General features: G+C 70.5%; 18 protein-coding genes. 5 read left to right on the top strand and 13 right to left on the bottom strand.

Annotated elements, in window-relative coordinates:
• Nucleotides 1–61: 61 nt before the first annotated feature.
• Nucleotides 62–1228, bottom strand: coding sequence for an aminofutalosine synthase MqnE (gene mqnE, locus H180DRAFT_RS23130; RefSeq protein WP_055488050.1), 1167 nt, complete (start codon nucleotides 1226–1228; stop codon nucleotides 62–64).
• Nucleotides 1229–1344: 116 nt separating this feature from the next.
• Nucleotides 1345–1800: an Lrp/AsnC family transcriptional regulator gene (locus H180DRAFT_RS23135; protein ID WP_055488051.1), complete on the bottom strand. Its 456-nt coding sequence runs from the start codon at nucleotides 1798–1800 to the stop codon at nucleotides 1345–1347.
• A 240-nt stretch (nucleotides 1801–2040) separates the two neighbouring features.
• On the opposite strand from H180DRAFT_RS23135, the gene H180DRAFT_RS23140 reads away from it, so the two are divergent.
• The 3 genes from H180DRAFT_RS23140 to H180DRAFT_RS23150 all read left to right on the top strand — a co-directional run bounded on the left by H180DRAFT_RS23140 (nucleotide 2041) and on the right by H180DRAFT_RS23150 (nucleotide 4759).
• Nucleotides 2041–2724, top strand: a complete 684-nt coding sequence (locus H180DRAFT_RS23140) for a UbiX family flavin prenyltransferase (protein WP_055488052.1) — start codon at nucleotides 2041–2043, stop codon at nucleotides 2722–2724.
• A gap of 49 nt (nucleotides 2725–2773) precedes the next feature.
• Complete coding sequence (locus H180DRAFT_RS23145) at nucleotides 2774–4009, top strand: hypothetical protein (RefSeq protein ID WP_079100335.1); 1236 nt, start codon at nucleotides 2774–2776, stop codon at nucleotides 4007–4009.
• Nucleotides 4010–4126: 117 nt separating this feature from the next.
• Nucleotides 4127–4759, top strand: coding sequence for a rhomboid family intramembrane serine protease (locus tag H180DRAFT_RS23150; RefSeq protein WP_079100336.1), 633 nt, complete (start codon nucleotides 4127–4129; stop codon nucleotides 4757–4759).
• A 109-nt stretch (nucleotides 4760–4868) separates the two neighbouring features.
• Here H180DRAFT_RS23150 and mqnP read toward each other — a convergent pair whose 3' ends face one another.
• Both mqnP and H180DRAFT_RS23160 read right to left on the bottom strand, forming a co-directional pair.
• A complete protein-coding gene (mqnP, locus tag H180DRAFT_RS23155; protein ID WP_055488104.1) occupies nucleotides 4869–5753 on the bottom strand; it encodes a menaquinone biosynthesis prenyltransferase MqnP in 885 nt (294 codons plus the stop codon).
• A 38-nt stretch (nucleotides 5754–5791) separates the two neighbouring features.
• Entirely contained in the window at nucleotides 5792–7243 is a 1452-nt protein-coding gene (locus H180DRAFT_RS23160) for a menaquinone biosynthesis decarboxylase (RefSeq protein ID WP_055488053.1), read from the bottom strand.
• Between the two features lie 248 nt (nucleotides 7244–7491).
• Here H180DRAFT_RS23160 and H180DRAFT_RS23165 point away from each other — a divergent pair, with 248 nt between their 5' ends.
• Nucleotides 7492–8043 (top strand): PLD nuclease N-terminal domain-containing protein, encoded by a 552-nt coding sequence (locus tag H180DRAFT_RS23165; protein ID WP_074466948.1) that lies wholly within the window; start codon nucleotides 7492–7494, stop codon nucleotides 8041–8043.
• A gap of 163 nt (nucleotides 8044–8206) precedes the next feature.
• Here H180DRAFT_RS23165 and ccsB read toward each other — a convergent pair whose 3' ends face one another.
• The 6 genes from ccsB to hemL all read right to left on the bottom strand — a co-directional run bounded on the left by ccsB (nucleotide 8207) and on the right by hemL (nucleotide 14958).
• A complete protein-coding gene (ccsB, locus tag H180DRAFT_RS23170; protein ID WP_055488054.1) occupies nucleotides 8207–9376 on the bottom strand; it encodes a c-type cytochrome biogenesis protein CcsB in 1170 nt (389 codons plus the stop codon).
• Nucleotides 9373–11292: a cytochrome c biogenesis protein ResB gene (locus tag H180DRAFT_RS23175; RefSeq protein WP_079100337.1), complete on the bottom strand. Its 1920-nt coding sequence runs from the start codon at nucleotides 11290–11292 to the stop codon at nucleotides 9373–9375. The genes ccsB and H180DRAFT_RS23175 overlap by 4 nt, the downstream gene beginning before the upstream one ends.
• A gap of 1 nt (nucleotide 11293) precedes the next feature.
• Nucleotides 11294–12106: a cytochrome c biogenesis CcdA family protein gene (locus H180DRAFT_RS23180; protein WP_055488055.1), complete on the bottom strand. Its 813-nt coding sequence runs from the start codon at nucleotides 12104–12106 to the stop codon at nucleotides 11294–11296.
• 7 nt (nucleotides 12107–12113) lie between these two features.
• Entirely contained in the window at nucleotides 12114–12716 is a 603-nt protein-coding gene (locus tag H180DRAFT_RS23185; protein WP_055488056.1) for a TlpA family protein disulfide reductase, read from the bottom strand.
• A gap of 197 nt (nucleotides 12717–12913) precedes the next feature.
• The gene (locus H180DRAFT_RS23190) at nucleotides 12914–13555 is read right to left on the bottom strand and encodes a histidine phosphatase family protein (RefSeq protein WP_055488105.1); all 642 of its coding nucleotides are present in this window, start codon (nucleotides 13553–13555) and stop codon (nucleotides 12914–12916) included.
• 86 nt (nucleotides 13556–13641) lie between these two features.
• Nucleotides 13642–14958 carry a glutamate-1-semialdehyde 2,1-aminomutase gene (hemL, locus tag H180DRAFT_RS23195; protein ID WP_055488057.1) on the bottom strand — a complete coding sequence of 439 codons (1317 nt, stop codon included), beginning with the start codon at nucleotides 14956–14958 and terminating at the stop codon, nucleotides 13642–13644.
• Nucleotides 14959–15156: 198 nt separating this feature from the next.
• Here hemL and H180DRAFT_RS23200 point away from each other — a divergent pair, with 198 nt between their 5' ends.
• Nucleotides 15157–15711: a hypothetical protein gene (locus tag H180DRAFT_RS23200; RefSeq protein WP_074466950.1), complete on the top strand. Its 555-nt coding sequence runs from the start codon at nucleotides 15157–15159 to the stop codon at nucleotides 15709–15711.
• A 187-nt stretch (nucleotides 15712–15898) separates the two neighbouring features.
• On the opposite strand, the gene H180DRAFT_RS23205 is transcribed toward H180DRAFT_RS23200, so the two are convergent.
• From H180DRAFT_RS23205 to H180DRAFT_RS23215, 3 genes are all read right to left on the bottom strand, one after another.
• Nucleotides 15899–16342: an SRPBCC family protein gene (locus tag H180DRAFT_RS23205; RefSeq protein WP_055488059.1), complete on the bottom strand. Its 444-nt coding sequence runs from the start codon at nucleotides 16340–16342 to the stop codon at nucleotides 15899–15901.
• A gap of 480 nt (nucleotides 16343–16822) precedes the next feature.
• Complete coding sequence (locus tag H180DRAFT_RS23210; protein WP_079100339.1) at nucleotides 16823–17473, bottom strand: TetR/AcrR family transcriptional regulator; 651 nt, start codon at nucleotides 17471–17473, stop codon at nucleotides 16823–16825.
• Nucleotides 17474–17575: 102 nt separating this feature from the next.
• Nucleotides 17576–18319, bottom strand: coding sequence for a FadR/GntR family transcriptional regulator (locus H180DRAFT_RS23215; RefSeq protein ID WP_055488060.1), 744 nt, complete (start codon nucleotides 18317–18319; stop codon nucleotides 17576–17578).
• Nucleotides 18320–18478: the final 159 nt, after the last annotated feature.

Consider the following 18478-nt stretch of genomic DNA (forward strand, 5'->3'; position numbering starts at 1 on the left):
GCCCGGACGCAGGGCCCCGGCCCGCTTCCGGGCCGGGGCGCCGGAACCGCGCCGCGGGACCTCAGATCCTCATCGGCTGCGGCGACTCGCGGCGCTCCGGGTCCGGCCCCTCATACTCGCGGATGACCTCGTAGCGGGTGTTGCGCTCGACGGGCTGGAAGCCGGCGTCGCGGATCAGGTCGAGCAGGTCCTCACGGGTCAGCTTGTCGGGCGTGCCGTAGTTGTCCGCGTCATGAGTGATCTTGTACTCGACGACGGAGCCGTCCATGTCGTCGGCGCCGTGCTGAAGCGCGAGCTGAGCGGTCTGGACACCGTGCATGACCCAGAAGACCTTCACGTGCGGCACGTTGTCGAACAGCAGGCGGGAGACCGCGAAGGTCTTCAGCGCCTCGGCGCCCGACGCCATCGTGGTGCGCGCCTGGAGCCGGTTGCGGACCTTTCCGTCCTGCATGTCGACGAAGTCGTGCTGGTAGCGCAGCGGGATGAAGACCTGGAATCCGCCTGTCTCGTCCTGCAGTTCACGCAGGCGCAGCACGTGGTCGACGCGGTGACGGCGCTCCTCGATGTGCCCGTAGAGCATCGTGCAGGGCGTCTTGAGGCCCTTCTCGTGGGCGAGGCGGTGGATGCGCGACCAGTCCTCCCAGTGGGTGTCGTGGTCGACGATGTGCTGGCGGACCTCCCAGTCGAAGATCTCGGCGCCGCCGCCCGTCAGGGACTCCAGGCCGGATTCGATGAGGATGTCGAGGATCTCGCTCGCGTCCATCCCGGAGATCGTCTCGAAGTGCTGGATCTCGGTGGCGGTGAACGCCTTCAGGGAGACGGTCTCGGGCAGTGCTTCCTTGAGGGCGCTGAGCGAACGCGGGTAGTAGCGCCAAGGCAGCGTCGGGTGGAGGCCGTTGACGATGTGCAGTTCGGTGAGGTTGTCGCCCTCCATCGCCTTGGCGAGCTTCACCGCCTCCTCGATGCGCATCGTGTACGCGTCCTTCTCCCCCGGCTTGCGCTGGAAGGAGCAGTACGCGCAGGAGGCGGTGCACACGTTCGTCATGTTGAGGTGACGGTTGATGTTGAAGTGAACGACGTTGCCGTTCTTGCGCGTTCGCACCTCGTGGGCGAGGCCGCCGAGCCAGGCGAGGTCATCGCAGTCGTACAGGGCGATGCCGTCCTCACGCGTCAGCCGTACACCTGCGCGGACCTTCTCCTCCAGCTCGCGTTTGAGCCCAGAGTCCATGCGTCGCCCTCCTAGGATTTGTGCTTCGCGCGCCCTTTTGAGCGTACTCCCCGCTCCCGGGGCCCACTGGACCGGCCGGTCCCGCACCGTCGGCGCGGCCGTGCGGCGGCCGGGTGTCAGGCCTCCTGGGGCAGATCGGTGACCCGGTTCTCCCACTTGGTCGAGAGCACGACCGTCGTGCGCGTACGGGAGACGCCCTTGGTGCCGGACAGCCGACGGATGAGGGACTCCAGCGCGTCCACGTCCGAGGCACGGGCCTTGAGCATGAAGGAGTCGTCGCCGGCGATGAACCAGCAGTCCTCGACCTCGCTCAGCTCGTGCAGCCGCCCCGCCACGTCCTCGTGGTCGGTCGCGTCGGTGAGCTGGATGCCGATGAGGGCCGTGACCCCGAGGCCCAGCGAAGGCGCGTCCACCGTCGCGCGGTAACCGGTGATCACGCCCGCGGTCTCCAGGCGGTTGATCCGGTCGGTGACGCTGGGGCCGGAGAGACCGACGAGCCGGCCCAGCTCGGCGTAGGAGGCCCTGCCGTTCTCCCGCAGCGCCTGAATGAGCTGCCTGTCCACCGCGTCCATGGGTCCTGGTGCCTCCGTTGCCGAATCGAGGTCTCCCCGCCGGGGCAGGGGAAGGGTTCCCCCGCCCCGGGGCAGGGGAACCGTGGGCTCCGCGAAATCTCCGGTAACGAATCTAAGGCATGGGGGCGGCTCGCCCTCAGACACCTCTCCTCAGGCCGCCCCGAGGGCCGTCCGTGGCCGCCGATCGCCCGCGGATCACCCGCGGACGCGTCCCCGCGGGCCGCGCGTAGGCTCGGTCGCGTGACTTCCACGACCGGAACCAGCACGCCTCGTACGCCGTGGATCGTCGGTGTCTCCGGCGCTTCCGGCACGCCGTACGCGGCCGCCGTCCTGCGTGCGCTGCTGCACGCAGGCGAGGCCGTGGACCTCGTCGTGAGCCGTGCCGCGCGGCTGACGATCCTCGACGAGACGGGGCACCCGTTCCGCGACGCGCACGCCCGGGAGGATCTGCGCCGCTGGCTCGCGTTCGGCGCCGACGGCACCCCCGGCGCCTTCGACCCGGACGTCTCGGCGGTACGGCACTGGCCCGCCGGAGACCTCGCCGCGGGGCCCTCGTCGGGGTCGTATCCGGCGCGGGGCATGCTCATCGTTCCGGCGAGCACCGCGTGCGTGGCCGGTGTCGCGCTGGGGCTGTCGAAGGACCTGCTCCAGCGGGCCGCCTCCGTGACCCTCAAGGAACGGCGGCCGCTCGTCGTCGCTGTACGGGAGACGCCGCTGCACGGGCAGACGCTCCGGCACCTCGTCTCGCTGGACGACGCGGGAGCGGTGGTGCTGCCGGCGTCGCCCGCCTTCTACGCGGGCGGCAGTACCGCGCAGCACCTCGTCGACTTCGTCGCGGGCCGTGCGCTGGACGCGGCCGGTGTTCCGCACAAGCTCTACCGGCGCTGGGAGGGCGAGTTGGGGGGCCGCACCGCCGGATCGTAGGTCCGGCGGCAACTGGCGCCGCGGGCCTGTTGTGCGATTGGCTCGGGGGATGCAGTTCTTCCGCCCGCCGTCCGGGCAGCACGCTTTCCGTACTCCGCTGCGCGCCACCGCCGTACTGAGCTGCGCGCTGCTGGTGGCCACCTCCGTGTCGGCGTGCAGCTCGGCCCAGCGCCTCACGACCGGCTTGAAGGTTCGCAACTCCGTCGTGAAGCTCGGTGACCAGCCCGCCTCCACCGTCGTCGTGTCCGTGGACGGATCACCGCGCCAGGCCCGCGAGTTCCTCACGGCGCGGGCAGGAGGCGGGAAGCGGCACGCCTCGATGCAGGCGGCGCGCATGCTCTCGCGAGCCGAGCTGACCGTTTCGGCGGGGACGGACGACGAGGAGACCCCGCTGAAGGAGATGCCGGAGTCCGACGCCGCGAACGTGGCGGCCGCGCTGAACTTCGGCGGCAACGACGTCGCGGCGGTCAAGTCCGTGAAGGACGAGCTGTATCTGCGGGTGAACCTGCGGACGCTGGCCAAGTACACCGCGGACTCGGAGGAAACGCGTGAGGCGGCGTCGGAGATCGTCGATCTCGCGGACGAGCTTCCGCACACCATGGGGGCCGCCAGGGACGCACTGAAGGGCAAGTGGGTGCGCGCGGACCCCGAGGCTTTCGACGACTTCGCGCGCGTGGCCGAGACGCTGGCGGAGCGGCGGCAGAACAAGAGCGACCAGCGGAGCCGGGAAGACCAGGAAGACGCAGAGGGCGACAAAGCAGACGCAAGAGGCAAAGAGGACAAGAGTACACACAAGAGGACGGAGGAGAGCGAGGAGGCGAGGCGGAGCCGCGAGATCCGGGACGCGGTGACCATCGGCTCGGCGCTCGACGGCCAGTCCCAGCGCGAGTTCATCAGCGGCGTGCAGGACCTGCTTCGCGAGCACGCCGAGTTCGAGGCCACCGGCGAGTTCAGGGGCGCGGAGCGCGTACGGATGACGCTGCCCGGGCGCAAGGCCGCACGGGATCTCGTCGCCGCGCTGCGGCCGCTGGGCGCGGAGATCGACCCCGCACGGGTGCCCGGGAGCGACATCGTGGCGGACCTGGCGATCCGGCGCGGGCAGCTCACCTCGCTCACCCTCGACCTGGGCCAGTTCACGCGGGGGGAGGCGCACCTGCCGCTGCGGCTGGAGTTCAGCGGTGGCGACGCCGTCTCCGTGACCGCTCCCGGCGGCGCCAAGGAGCTCATGCCGCAGGATCTGGTGGCGACCGCGATGTACGGCGCCCTGGGCACGGAGAAGTTCTGACGCCATCCTGGAGGGCCTGGCCTGCCGCATCCTGGACCGCGGAACTTCGCGGGCCCTCTGCCACGTTCTCAAGGTCACAGGCATCGGCTCCGCGACCGTCCCTCAGGGGGAGACTCGATGGCGTACGGATCAGGGTCCGGCATCAACAGCACGAACAGCGACAGATCTCCGCGGCAGGGCGCCAAGCCCGCCGCGAAGCTGATCCTGCTCTGGACGGGGCTGCTGTGGCTCCTCGAATTCGTCGACCAGGCGACGGGCAACGCTCTGGACACCTTCGGCATCATCCCGCGCCGGCAGAGCGAGCTCGTCGACGTGATTCCCGCCGCCTTCATGCACTTCGGATTCGGCCACCTCATCGCGAACACGGTGCCGCTGCTCGTCCTCGGGTTTCTCGCTGCGCTGCGGGGCACCGGGCGCTTCCTGGCCGTCGCCCTCACGATCATCGTGGTGAGCGGGTTCGGCGTGTGGCTGGTCGCACCTGACGCCAGCAACACGGCAGGGGCCTCCGGGCTGATCTTCGGGCTCTTCGGCTACCTGCTCGTACGCGGCTTCGTGGACAGGCGGATCACCGACGTCGCGCTCGGCGGTGTCGTCGCCGTGTTCTACGGCTCGATCCTGTGGGGCGTGCTGCCCACGGAGGCCGGGGTCTCCTGGCAGGGCCACCTCTTCGGCCTGATCGGCGGCGTCGTGGCCGCCTTCATGACCTCGACCGCCCGTACGCCGGGAGGCGGCAAGCCGGCCTGGCACTGAGGGAGGCTCGCCAGGGCCGGCACGGGACCGCACCCGCGGGACCCCCGGCCCTGCCCCGCACAGATGGACGCTCAGGCCCCGGACCGGCAGACGCTCAAGCCCCGCGCCGTCAGACGCTCAGGCCCCGCGCCGTCAGGTCCAGCAGCGCGCACACGAACAGCGCGATGCCGATGAACCCGTTGACCGTGAAGAAGGCCCTGTTGAGCCGGGACAGGTCCCCCGGCCTGACGATGGAGTGCTCGTACACGAAGGCCACCGCGACGATCACCAGGCCCAGCCACCAGAAGACGCCCGCACCGGTGAGCACTCCGAACCACGCCAGCAGCGCCACCGTGACGACGTGACTGCCGCGCGCCCCGTGGAGCGCCGCCGCGATACCGAACCGCGCCGGCACGGAACGCACCCCGTGCGCACGGTCCGCCGCGACGTCCTGGCAGCCGAAGATCAGGTCGAAGCCGCCGATCCACACGCCGACGGCGAGACCCAGCACCACGGCCTCCCACGACCAGGCTCCGGTCACCGCGATCCAGGCGCCGATCGGCCCGATCGCCTGAGCGAGGCCGAGGATGGCGTGCGGAAAGTCCGTGAAGCGCTTCCCGTACGGATAGACCACCATCGGCACCACGGCGACGGGCGCCAGCGCCAGGCAGAGCGGGTTGAGCAGGGCGCACGCGCCCATGAAGACGGCGACGGCGACCAGCGCACCCGTCCACGCAGACCGCACGGAGAGCGCACCGGTGACGAGTTCGCGCCCGGCGGTACGGGGATTGCGGGCGTCGATCTCGCGGTCGATGATGCGGTTCGCGGCCATGGCGAAGGTGCGCATCCCCACCATGGCGACGGTGATGAGCAGCAGCTCACGCCACTGGACGGTGCCGCTCGCGCGGAACATCGCCGTGAGCGCCGCGGTGTAGGCGAACGGCAGCGCGAAGACGGAGTGCTCGATCATCACCAGGCGCAGGAAGGCGCGCACGCCTCCGCGCGGCCGGTCCATGCCGGCCCGTGCGCCGTCCCCGGTCACGGCGTCGCCGCTCAAAGGCCGTACTCCTTCCAGCGTTCGGTGACGAGCCGCGCGACATCGGGGTCGGACTCGATGGCGTGCGGCCAGCCCCCGTCGCGCGTGTAGCCCTCCTCCGGCAGCTTCGCCGTCGCGTCGACGCCGGCCTTGCCGCCCCAGAACTGCTGGTACGAGGCGTGGTCGAGGTGGTCGACCGGGCCCTCGACGACGCTCAGGTCACGGGAGTAGTCGACGTTGCCCAGGGCCCGCCAGGCCACTTCGTGCAGGTCGCGCACGTCGCACTCGGCGTCGACGACGACGATCAGCTTCTCCAGGGAGAGCATGTGCGCACCCCAGATGGCGTGCATGACCTTCTGGGCGTGCTTCGGGTACTTCTTCTCGATCGAGACGATCATGCAGTTGTGGAAGCCGCCGGCCTCGGGCAGGTGGTAGTCCACGATGTCCGGGACGATGATCTTCAGCAGCGGCAGGAAGAACCGCTCCGTGGCGCGCCCCAGCGGTCCGTCCTCCGTCGGCGGCCGGCCCACGACGATCGACTGGAAGACCGGGCGCTTGCGCATCGTCACGCAGTCGATCGTCAGCGCGGGGAAGTCCTCCTGCGGCGTGTAGAAGCCGGTGTGATCGCCGAACGGCCCCTCCGGCAGCGTCTTTCCGGGCTCCAGCCAGCCCTCCAGCACCACTTCCGCGTGGGCGGGCACCTGGAGCGGCACCGTCCTGCAGTCGGTCATCTCGACACGCTTGCCCTGGGTGAAGCCCGCGAAGAGGTATTCGTCGATGTCGCCCGGAAGCGGCGCCGTCGAGGCGTACGTCACAGCGGGCGGGCAGCCGAAGGCGATGGCGACCGGCAGCTTCTCGCCGCGCCGCGCGGCGACCTGATAGTGGTTCCGGCTGTCCTTGTGGATCTGCCAGTGCATGCCGATGGTGCGGCGGTCGTGCCGCTGGAGGCGGTAGAGGCCGAGGTTGCGCACGCCCGTCTCGGGGTGCTTGGTGTGCGTCAGACCGAGGTTGAAGAAGGATCCGCCGTCCTCGGGCCAGGTGAACAGCGCGGGGAGCGCGTCCAGGTCCACCTCGTCGCCCTCGAGGACGACTTCCTGGACGGGGGCGCCCTTCACCTTCTTCGGCGGTACGTGCGTCATCGCGCCGAGCTTGCCGAAGGCCTCCCGCATCCCGACGAAACCCTGCGGCAGTTCGGGCTTGAGCAGCCCGCCGATCTTCTCGCTGATCTCGTCGTACGACTCGAGGCCGAGGGCCTTCAGCAGTCGGCGGTCCGTGCCGAAGACGTTCATCGCGAGGGGAAGGGAGGAGCCCTTCACGTTCTCGAACAGCAGCGCCGGCCCGCCGGCCTTCTGCACCCGGTCGACGATCTCACCGATCTCGAGGTGCGGATCGACCTCCGCCTTGATCCGCTTCAGGTCCCGGTCACGCTCCAGCGCCCGCAGCAGCGAGCGGAGATCGTCGTATGCCATGCGCCCCAGTATCCGGCATGGGCTCCCGGCCCCGACCGGCCGCCCCCGGCCCCTTCCGGACACCGTTACGCTGGCTTACGTACGTACGGCGGAATGCCGCGATGCACCCTCCGGAACGAACGCGAACACGAACACGTAACGCACAAGCGACATACCAGCAAGAAGCAGCCAAAACGCTGCAAGAAGCACCGCACCGATCGCACTTCCGGCCCACCGTGCCGAGTCTGCTCGCTTAGGGGGCGTCCCGCATGCTCAGGTATCTGCCGTTCATTCTCGTCCTGGCGGTGTGGATCTACGCCTTCATCGACTGCCTCAATACTCCTGAAAAGGAAGTACGGAAGCTGCCGAAGGTCGTGTGGATCATCATCGTCCTGCTCTTCGGGCAGGTGCTGCTGGGCCCCGTCGCGTGGTTCGCCGTCGGGCGGCCCCGCAAGAACGCGCCCTACGGCGCCACACGGCCCGACGAGCGCCGCTGGGTCGCCCCGGACGACAACCCGGAGTTCCTCAAGTCCATCAAGGGCGGTGCACAGCCCGACGGTTCGCAGGACGACGGGACGCCGGGCGACGAGCGGAACGCAGCGGGCGGCAAGGACGGCGCGGACGCCGGCCCGGACGCCGGCAAGGGTGACCGCCCGGACGCCGGCAAGGGCCGCGTCACGGACGAGGACACCGGGGCGGCCGGGCGTGAGCCGCGTCCCGGCGCCGAGCCGCAGGAGGCCGAACTGCACCGCCGCGACGAGGAGTCGGGGCGGCGTGAGGACGGCAAGGGCGGCCCGGACGAGACACCGCCGAAGAGCTGAGCCCAGCGCCGGGCGCGGCGGGAGACGGATCGCCGGGCTCGGAGGACGGATCTCCGCCGGGCCCCGAGGACGGCTCCGCCGGGCCCGGTGACCTGATCTCGGTCGGGCCCGGAGGCGGCGGGGGCGGGCGGAGCGGCTCGGCCGGCGCCCCCGCATACGAGCGTCAGCCGTCGACGCCCGCGTACGAGTGCTTGCCGTTGAAGAAGATGTTCACGCCGTAGTAGTTGAACAGGAAGCACGCGAAGGCGATCAGGGCCAGGTAGGCGGCCTTGCGCCCCTTCCATCCGACGGTCGCCCGGGCGTGCAGGTAGCAGGCGTAGGCGACCCACGTGATGAACGACCAGACCTCCTTGGGGTCCCAGCCCCAGTAGCGGCCCCACGCGTCGCCCGCCCAGATCGCCCCGGCCACGATGGTGAAGGTCCAGAAGGGGAAGACGGCCGCGTTGATGCGGTAGGCGAACTTGTCGAGCGAGGCCGACGAGGGCAGCCGCTCCATGACCGACGTGGCGAAGCCGCCCGGTGTGCCGCCGTCCAGCAGCTTGGTCTCGTACCGGTCCCGGAAGAGGTACAGCGCCGTGGAGACGAAGCCGAGGTAGAACAGCGCGCCGCAGACGATGGCCAGCGAGACGTGGATCCACAGCCAGTACGAGTGCAGCGCCGGTACGAGCTGGGCGCTCTCGGTGTAGAGCACCGTCACGGCCAGGCCGAGGTCGAGCAGCACGGTCGTCACCAGCGGCAGCCCGATCCAGCTGACGTTCTTCTTCGCGACGAGGAAGGCGAGATAGGCGCCGACGGCCACCATGGAGAAGGCGGTCGAGAACTCGTACATGTTGCCCCAGGGGGCACGCTGCACCGAGAGCGAGCGTGCGAGCACGCCCGCGGAGTGCAGGAGGAACGCGAGCGTCGTCAGCGACACCGCGATCCGGCCGTACAGATCGCCCTGTTCGTCACCGGCGGCGGCGCCAGGGCCGTCCGGCAGTTCGCCTCGGCGGCCCGCGGAGGAGCGGACGACGACCTTGGGGCGCGGGCGCTCCAGCACGGAGGTTCCCGACGCCTTGCCGCCGGCCGCGGCGCCCTTCGCGGGCGCGGCCGCGGCCGCGCCGGAGTCCGCGCCCGCCTCCGAACCGTCGCGGGCGTCCTCGGCCGCCTCGCGGCCCTTCTCACGCCCGGGGCTCAGCGCGGCGGCGGTGCGGGCCACCTTGCTGCGGCTGCCGAAGACCCACTCGGCGATGTGCGCGACGAAGGCGAGCGCGTAGACGGCCATCGCCGAATAGATCAGGTAGTTGCTGATCTCGGCGAGATTCTCGTTCGTTGCGGCAGCGGCGATGTTCACGTGCGTTCTCCTCGCGGCGAGGCTTCGGCGCCGTCCTCGGCACTGGCCTTGTCGTCCTCGTCGTTCTCGTCCTTCTTGCCCTGCTCCTCGTGCTCCGCGTGCTCGTCGTGCTCCACGTGCCGGCTCCCCGGTTCGGTCTCCGGCTCGTCCGGCACGGGCGGGGCGTCGTTCTGCATCGCGTACGCCAAGTCACCCAGTTCCTCGGGGAGTCTGGCCGACTCACTGCGTCCCAGCCCCGCCATCTCCACGACCGTACGGCCGTCGGCACCCGTGACCGCACGTACCCACACGCGCCGCCGCTGGATGAACAGCGAGCCCGCGAGCCCGCCGATCGCGGCGAGCGCACCGCCCAGCGCCCAGCCGCCGCCCACCTCGTGGACGATCTGGAACTGGGCCCACTGGCGCACGCCTTCGAACTTCAGCTCGCCCCCGCCGTTCGGCAGCTTCATCGTCTCGCCCGGAAGGATCTTCTTCGCCAGCGGGCTGCCGTCCGGCTTCTTGAACTGCTTCATGCGCTTGGTGTCGAGCTGGTAGACGCTCTGCGCGGCGCCGTAGTCGAGCCCGAGATCACCGTGGTACGCGGTGAGGAAGAGCACCGGGAACCTCATCGCCGGCGACTGCGAGAACATCGTTCCCGACCCCGAGCCGCCGAAGGTCGGAACGAAGAACCCCTGGAAGCCCAGCTGGTCCTTGCGGTTCTTCGCGTCCCGGTAGTCGGTGACCTTGACGACGCCGGACGACGTGAGGTTGCCGTCCTGCGGGAGGAAGGCGACGGGGCCGCGGAAAGCGGTGTTGCCCTTGCCGTCCTTGACGGAGACGACCGGGGCGTAGCCGTTCCCGTTCAGGAAGACCTTCGAATCACCGATCTGCAGCGGGTGGTTGACCTTGATCGAGTCCTGCTTCTCCCTGCCGTCGGCGCCCTCCCAGTACGAGACGTCCGCGCGGTAGTCGCGTGCCGTGCCCTTCTGCGGGCCGGACTCCTCGTACGTGGCGTGGAAGTCCTCGAGGCTGAAGCCGAAGGACTCCAGGTCGTCCGGGTCGAAGAGGGAGCCGGACTTGAAGTCGTCGTACTGGGTGAGTGTGTTGGAGAAGCCGTCGCCCTTGATGATGAGCTTGCCGCCGTCGGACTTCCACAACTGCCCGGCGGCGAAGGCCAGCAGCAGAACGATCAGGGCGATGTGGAAGAGGAGGTTGCCCGCCTCGCGCAGATAGCCCTTCTCCGAGGCGACGGCGTCACCCTCCCGTTCGACACGGAACCGCCGTCCCGCCAGCAGCCGGCGGGCCCCGCCGAGAACTTCGTCCGGGGCGGCGTCCGTGCGCCAGGTCGTGTAGGCCGGCATCCGCTCCAGGCGGCGCGGTGCGCGGGGCGGCCTGCTGCGCAGCTGGCCCACGAACTGCCAGGTGCGGGGGACGATGCAGCCGGCGAGGGAGACGAACAGCAGGATGTAGATCGCCGAGAACCAGACCGACGTGTAGACGTCGAAGAGCTGGAGCTTCTCGTAGACCGGCGAGAGCACGTCGTGCTTCTTCCGGAAGTTCTCGACCTTGAGGCTGTCGACGTTGCTCTGCGGGATCACCGAGCCGGGGATCGCCGCGAGGGAGAGCAGAAGCAGAAGGATCAGCGCGACCCGCATCGACGTCAGCTGCCGCCAGAACCAGCGGGCCCAGCCGACGGCACCGATGGAGGGGACGTTGAGCTTCTCCTCACCGGGCGCGGTGGAAAGCTGGGACTCGGCCTCGCGGGCGAGCCGCGTCTCCTCCGGGATCCCCTCGGGGGCGTTCCCCTCGGGCGCGTTCCCCTCGGGGGCCGCGCCCGCCGTCGCGGGAGTGCCGCTGGTGCCGCCTGCGCCGGTCCCGGCGGCGGTGTCCGATCCGGTGTCCGGTCCGGTGCCGGATCCGGTGTCCGTCGTACGCATCTCAGATTCCCACGGTGTAGTCGGACGACCAGACTTGCAGGTCGTACACGATCCGGTCCCAGACCCCGGTGACGAGCAACACGCCGACCCCGACGAGCATCAGACCGCCGGTGCGCATCACCCATGCATAGTGCCGCTTCACCCAGCCGAAGGCCCCCAGCGTGCGGCGGAAGGCGATGGCGGCCACGACGAACGGCACGCCGAGCCCCAGGCAGTACGCCACTGTCAGCAGTGCGCCCCGGCCGGCGCTGGCCTCGTTGAACGCCAGGGTCTGCACCGCGGCGAGGGTCGGCCCGATGCACGGGGTCCAGCCGATGCCGAACAGCACGCCGAGCATGGGAGCCCCCGCGAGGCCGACGGACGGGCGCCGCTGGATGCGCAGTTCGCGCGAGGTCAGCCGGGACAGCGGGCCGAGCGCGCCCATGAACGCGAGCCCCAGCAGGATCGTCAGGGCGCCCAGGACCCGGGAGATGACCGTCCGGTGCTCCTGCAGCGTCGCTCCGAAGCCCCCGAAGAGCGCACCGCCGGAGACGAAGACCGCGGTGAAGCCGAGCACGAACAGGCCCGCCCCGAGGAGCATCCGGCCGCGCCTGGCATGCGCCAGGTCGGTGCCGCTGACGCCGGTGACGTAGCTGAGGTAGCCGGGCACGAGGGGCAGGACGCACGGGGAGAAGAAGGAGACGAGACCGCCGAGCACGGCCACGGGGACGGCCAGCAGCAGGGCGCCGCTGAGGACCGTGTGGTTCACCTCCGCCGTGGCGGCCGCGAGTGCGGTGCCGGCGGAGGAGGCCGCGGCGGTGGCGGGCGTGCTCATGCGGGGGTCACTTCTCCGCCGTCAACGGGTCGAGCGCGGAGCGCAGTTCCTTCTCGCCGAGTTCCTTCAGCGCCCGTACGGCGATCCTCCCGTCCCGGTCGAGGATGAGCGTGGAGGGGATGGCCTGCGGGGAGAGGCTGCCCTTGGGGAAGCGGAGGATGAGCTTGCCGCTGGGGTCGTAGAAGCTCGGGTACTCGATGCCGTAGTTGCGCTCGAACGCCTTGGCGTTGGCGCGGTCGAGATCGCGGGTGTTGATCCCGACGAACTGCACGCCCTTGCCCTCGGTCTCCTTGGAGACCTTGGCGAGGTTGGGCGCCTCCGCGCGGCAGGGTGCGCACCAGGAGCCCCAGACGTTCAGGACGACGATCTTCCCCTTGAAGTCGGAGAGTTCCAGCCGCTTCCCGTCGACGCTCTTGCCCGAAATGTCCGGCGCCTTCTGCCGCTCGCCGCTCTCGACCTTGGTGATCTTCCCGGTGCCCTGTACGAACTTCGTGTCCCCCGACGACGAACCGGCCTTGTCGTCGCTGCACCCGGCCAGCACCGAGGCCCCCGCCGCGAGCAACGCGATCAGCAGTGCGGGGCGGCGCCGGAAGGCTCGGGTCTGACTCATGTGAAAAGTTTCGCATGAGCCCCGAGCCGATCTTCCACGCCCCCCTTGCGCCCGTTGGGCACGGGCCGCCCCACTTGCGGTGGCCCGCTTCCGACCGGTCTCCGGCCGGCTCGCTCCTCCCTCATGGCGCCCGGCGGCCGCGCTCCGCGCAGCCCCTCGGACCCCCTCGGGCCCCTCAGGACGACGTCGGAAATCCCTCAGGCCCCGCGTCCGCCGCCCCCGGCGGACTTGGCGCCCGCGCGCAGATGCGGAGGCACCAGATCACGCGCGGGCTCCGTGTAGCCGACCGAGACGATCTTGTCCCCCTCGAAGGTGAAGGAGGTGAGGGAGGCGAGCGTGCACTGCCGCCGGCGCGGGTCGTGCCAGAGCCTGCGCCGTTCGACGAAGCTGCGCAGCGTCCAGATCGGCAGCTGATGTGAGACGCAGACGGCCTCGTGGCCGCGCGCGGCGTCGCGGGCCGCGTCCAGGGCGGCGCGCATCCGCTGCACCTGGTGCACGTACGACTCGCCCCACGACGGACGGAAAGGGTTGAACAGGTGGCGCCAGTTCGCGGGCCTGCGCAGCGCACCGTCCCCCACGCCCACCGTCCTGCCCTGGAAGACGTTGTCCGCCTCGATCAGGTCCTCGTCGCTGGCGACGTCCAGACCGTGCGCCTTGGCGATGGGCGCCGCGGACTCCTGCGCACGCTCCAGCGGCGAGGCCACGACGTACGCGATGTCCCGGCCGGCGAGATGTTCGGCCACCCGGTCGGCCATCCTGCGTCCCAGGTCGGAGAGGTGGTAGCCGGGCAGGCGTCCGTACAGCACGCCGTCCGGGTTCTCGACCTCGCCGTGGCGCATCACGTGCACGACGGTGACGGCCTGCCCGCCGGTGTCACGCTCGCGTCTTCCGGCCTCGCGGCCCGGGGCCGTACCGTCCGCCGCGCTCATGCGGTCGCCTCCGCGGCGGCGCGGGCGGCGGCCGGAAGCGCCTCGGCGACGCGTTCCAGGGCGCCGTCGTCGTGCGCGGTCGAGACGAACCAGGACTCGAAGGCGGACGGCGGAAGGTAGACGCCCTGCTCCAGCATCGAGTGGAAGAAGGCCTTGAACCGGAAGGCCTCCTGCGCCCTCGCGCCCTCGTAGTCCGTGACCGGCTCGCCGGTGAAGAAGACGGAGAACATGTTGCCCGCGACCTGGAGCCGGTGGGCGACGCCCGCCTTGTCCAGCGCCTCGGTCACAGCACGGCGCAGCTGCTCGGAAGCGGAGTCCACCGCCGCGTACGCCGCGTCGTCCAGCAGCCGCAGCTGTGCGATGCCTGCGGCTGTGGCGACCGGGTTCCCCGACAGCGTGCCGGCCTGGTAGACGGGGCCGGCCGGTGCGAGGCGCTCCATCACGTCACGCCGGCCGCCGAAGGCCGCCGCCGGGAAGCCGCCGCCCATCACCTTGCCGAACGTCATCAGATCGGGGGCGACTTGGTCGATCCCGTACCAGCCCTGCTTGCTGACGCGGAAGCCCGTCATCACCTCGTCCGAGATGAACAGCGCCCCGTGCGCCCGGCAGATCTCCTTGAGTTGCTCGTTGAAGCCGGGCTTCGGCGGCACGACGCCCATGTTGCCGGGGGACGCCTCGGTGATGACGCACGCGATCCCGTCGGGCTGCGCGGCGAACGCGGCCCGTACGGCGTCGAGGTCGTTGTACGGCAGCACGATGGTCTCCGCCGCCTGCGCACCCGTCACGCCCGGGGTGTCGGGCAGCCCGAACGTCGCGACGCCCGAACCCGCCGACGCGAGCAGCGCGTCGACATGACCGTGGTAACAGCCCGCGAACTTCACGACCTTCGCGCGCCCGGTGAAACCGCGCGCCAGGCGGATCGCGGACATCGTGGCCTCCGTGCCGGAGGAGACCAGCCGCACCTGTTCGACCGGATCGATGCGGTCCACGATCTCTTCCGCGAGGGCGACTTCGTCCTCGCCGGGCGTTCCGAACGACGTGCCGCGGCTCACCGCCGCCTGGACGGCCGCGATCACTTCGGGATGGGAATGGCCCAGAATCATCGGCCCCCACGAACAGACGAGGTCCACGTACTCACGTCCGTCGGCATCCATGAGGTACGGACCGGCCCCGGACACCATGAACCGGGGCGTACCGCCCACGGCTTGGAAGGCGCGGACCGGAGAGTTCACGCCACCGGGCGTCACGGCGGCGGCGCGGTCGTAGAGCGACTGCGATACTGGGGCCTCGTACGAGTAAGTCACGAGGACCATGGTGTCAGAGCATCCCGACGGCACCGCGTCGTCGTCCCGCTGGTGGGTATAGGGGACATGAGGAGCCGGTCAGGTACCGGCCCGGTAACACGGGGATTACCCGCCCGCCGCGGGGCGTTTCACGACCGGCAGGACGGGGAGGTCTCTGTCACGATGATCGGGTTGCGCGGCGGCGGCCGCGAGTGGTCGGGTGGTGACATGCAGCGCGGTGGTGGACTGGGAGAGGGTACCGGGGACCTCGGTCCGGAGCGCGCAAGCGGACGTCACCGGAGAGACGCGGCGGAAAGAGACACTGGGAGCAGCAAGGGTGGCGGCCGAGTGGGGGTGACCTACAAGTACTTCGGCGCCCCGGACGGCGCTACGGCGGCCCGGGTTCCCGTTTCCATGCGCCCGGAGGAGCTCGGCGGCGACGAGTTGGGTCACGGCATGTTCACCAAGATCAAGCCGGAGACCATGGCCGCGATGGTGCTCACAGGCATCGAGGGCATACCTCTGCACCGGGTGCCGCCGCTCGAACTCGTGGTGCTGCACCCGGATTACGCCGTCGTGAAGCTGCCGATGACGGTCGTGGACCCGCTGCGCGGAATCGGCGAGGAGTCGGTGGGCGCGGCGGCCTTCATCTGGTCGACGGTGCCCGACCGAGCGGGCCCCCAGGACGCCTTCAACGTGTACCAACTCCTGCACGAATGGCAGGACTTCTCCGACCGCCTGCACATGGCGGGCCACCAGCCGTACTGCCTGGTGTGGCCCTGAGCGTCCGGCCGTTCTGCCCGCCGCGGGCCTGAACGCCTTCCGGTGCGGCGCCCGGCCGGGCCCGCGCAGCCGGGCACACGGCTGAGACCGACTGGCATGCTCTCGCGCACGAAACGTGCCCCGGCGCGGGCCCGGTGACGGGCCCGGGCGACCGGACCACCCCGGAAGAGGAGCGGACCGGCCCCGGTCAGGCGCCCGGACTTCCGTTCCCGCCCGCCGCCTTCTCGGCTGCGCGCTTGAACTGGCCCAGGTCGTAGTTGGTGAGCGTGGAGTCCAGGTTGGTCAGGGCTCCGAGACGCTCGATGAAGTCCTGCGGGTTGTACTCGATCTGGAGCGTCACCCGGCTCGTGGTGTCGCTGAGCCTGTGGAAGGTGACCACCCCGGCGTGCTCCACGCCTTCCGTGGTCCTCCAGGCGATGCGCTCCTGGGGGATGAATTCCGTGAGTTCGGCGGTGAAGCTCTTTTCGGCGCCGGGGAGCGAGAGCCACCAGGAGAAGGACTTGTTGTCGATACGGACGACGTCCTTCACGTGGCTCAGGAACTTCGGCCACTCGGCCACGTCGCTCCACAGCGCCCAGCTCACCGCGACCGGAGCTTCGACGTCAACGGTCTCTACGAGGGAGGAGGACACTCTTGGTCACCTCTCATGGGAAGGGGGCTCGTTACGGTCCGCTGCGTACCCCGGAACAGGGACTCAAGGCATGTCCGTGCCCAGCGATTCGCCGGGGCCCCCGGCCGCCCGCCCGCTGCTCGTTCCAACTTCCGTCCACAGGGACGTTGTTGGCCGATCACAGGAGATCTCCCGGATTTCGGGCGGGACGGACTTCCTGCCGGGGTGCGTCCGGCGGGGCGGGTGCGCCCGTCCGCCGGTTCGGAACTAGGGCGTGTTTCGAAGTAGCGTCGTCCGCCCGTTAGGGCGGGCGGGGCGGCGTCAGGTGCGTGCGCTCGCAAGGCGGAGGGTGGGGGTACCTCCCGGGCCGCCAGGCCCAGGGGGAGAGAGCGCAGCGGGCTGCGCCGACGACCGACAACGCTGGGGGCACCTCCCACGAAGTGGGGGAGAGCGTGCGTGCGTGCGTGGCGCCGCCCCGCAGGCGGGACTTCGAAACAGGCCCTAGGGGCTCTCAGCGGTCAGGTAGCGCCGGACCGTGGGCCCGAGCCAGCCCACGATCTCCTCGTGGGTCATCGCCACCGCGGGCGGCAGCTTCAGCACGTACCGGCCGAGGGCCATGCCGAGGATCTGCGAGGCGAGCAGGGCCGCACGCGCGGGGACCTGCCGGGGGTCCGGGCACACGGCGGCCACCGCGGGCGAGACCTGGTCGCGGAAGACGGAGTGCACCCGCTCGGCGCCCGCGGGGTTGGTGACGCCGACGCGCACCATGGCGTTCAGCGTCTCGTCGCCCTCCCAGCGCTCCAGGAAGTGGCGCACGAGGCGCGTGCCGACCTCCTCGGCGGGGACGCCCGTCAGGTCCGGCAGCCGCAGGTCGATCTCGGAGGCGGCGGCGAACAGGCCCTCCTTGTTGCCGAAGTAGCGCATGACCATCGACGGGTCGATGCCCGCGTCCCGCGCGATGGCACGGATCGTGGCGCGCTCGTAGCCGTCGGTGGCGAACCGCTCGCGCGCGGAGCGCACGATCGCCGCCCGTGTTGCGTCGGAGCGGCGTGGGGGCCGGCCCTCCGCCGCCTTCGGTGGTGCGGCCGCCCGGTGGGCATCGGCGTCCGCGCCTGTTCCCGCGGCGGAACCCGCCTGTGCTTCGTCTTCCATGCCAACGAATGTAGGCCAACAACTGTTGACGGGCCAGGGGGCTGTCCGGCGAGGCAGCGGCGTGCGGTGCTGCTCCGCCGCCGGAACCCGTACGGCCCGCGCTCAGGAAACCGGCGACAGGGACGGTACAACGATGTCCCGGTGCACGGAGCGGATGTGCGCCTCCACCGCCTCGCCCGCACGTTCGACCTCACCCGCAACCACGGCGTCGTAGATCGCCCGGTGCTCCGCACGCAGCCTGGTGGCCACCGCCTCCCAGTCCTCCACCCGGTGGAAGACCGTCAGCAGGGTCTGCCGGACCGCGTTGCGCACGGAAACCGTCAGGTCGGCCACCATGCGGTTGCCCGCGGCCTCGGCGATCGCGACGTGGAAATCCGTGTCGCAGTCGTTGAACGTCTCCCGCGGCAGCCCCGCCGCGTCCATGCGGTCGAGCTGTTCGCGCATCCGCGCGAGATCGTCCGCCCTGGCGTGCTCGGCGGCCAGCCTGGCGCTCGACCGCTCCAGGACGGCACGCGCCTCGACGACGTCGTCGAGGGAGAAGTGCGCGAGCGCGATGTGCAGCCTGAGGAACTGGGTGAGCCCGGCACCCGGCATCGCGATGATCACGTTCCCCGAGTCCGGCCCGGTGCCGACCCGGGGCCGAAGGGCGCCCTGGGCCTCCAGCACGCGCAGCGCCTCCCGGATCGCCGCCCTGCTCACGCCGAGCATCTCACTCAACTCCCGCTCGGGCGGCAGCCGGTCGCCGACCTTGAGCCTGCCGTCGAGGATGAGCTGTTCGATCCGGGTGAGGACCAGTTCGTACGTGCGCGAACGGGCAACGGGTTCCCAGTCGTCCGGTCCGGCCATGAAACCCCTCCAGATCCGCGAAGTCGGGCCGCTCCCCGGCACTGAACACCGGACCGGGGACCACGCGGTCGCGGTGAGCGTAACCCAACCGCCCGCACTTTGGTCTGACCAAGTCCCGGTCAGTCATGTGCTGTCTCTGGACAGCGAGTTGGGCACTTC

It is taken from the genome of Streptomyces sp. WMMB 322 (assembly GCF_900090145.1).
GTDB lineage: Bacteria > Actinomycetota > Actinomycetes > Streptomycetales > Streptomycetaceae > Streptomyces.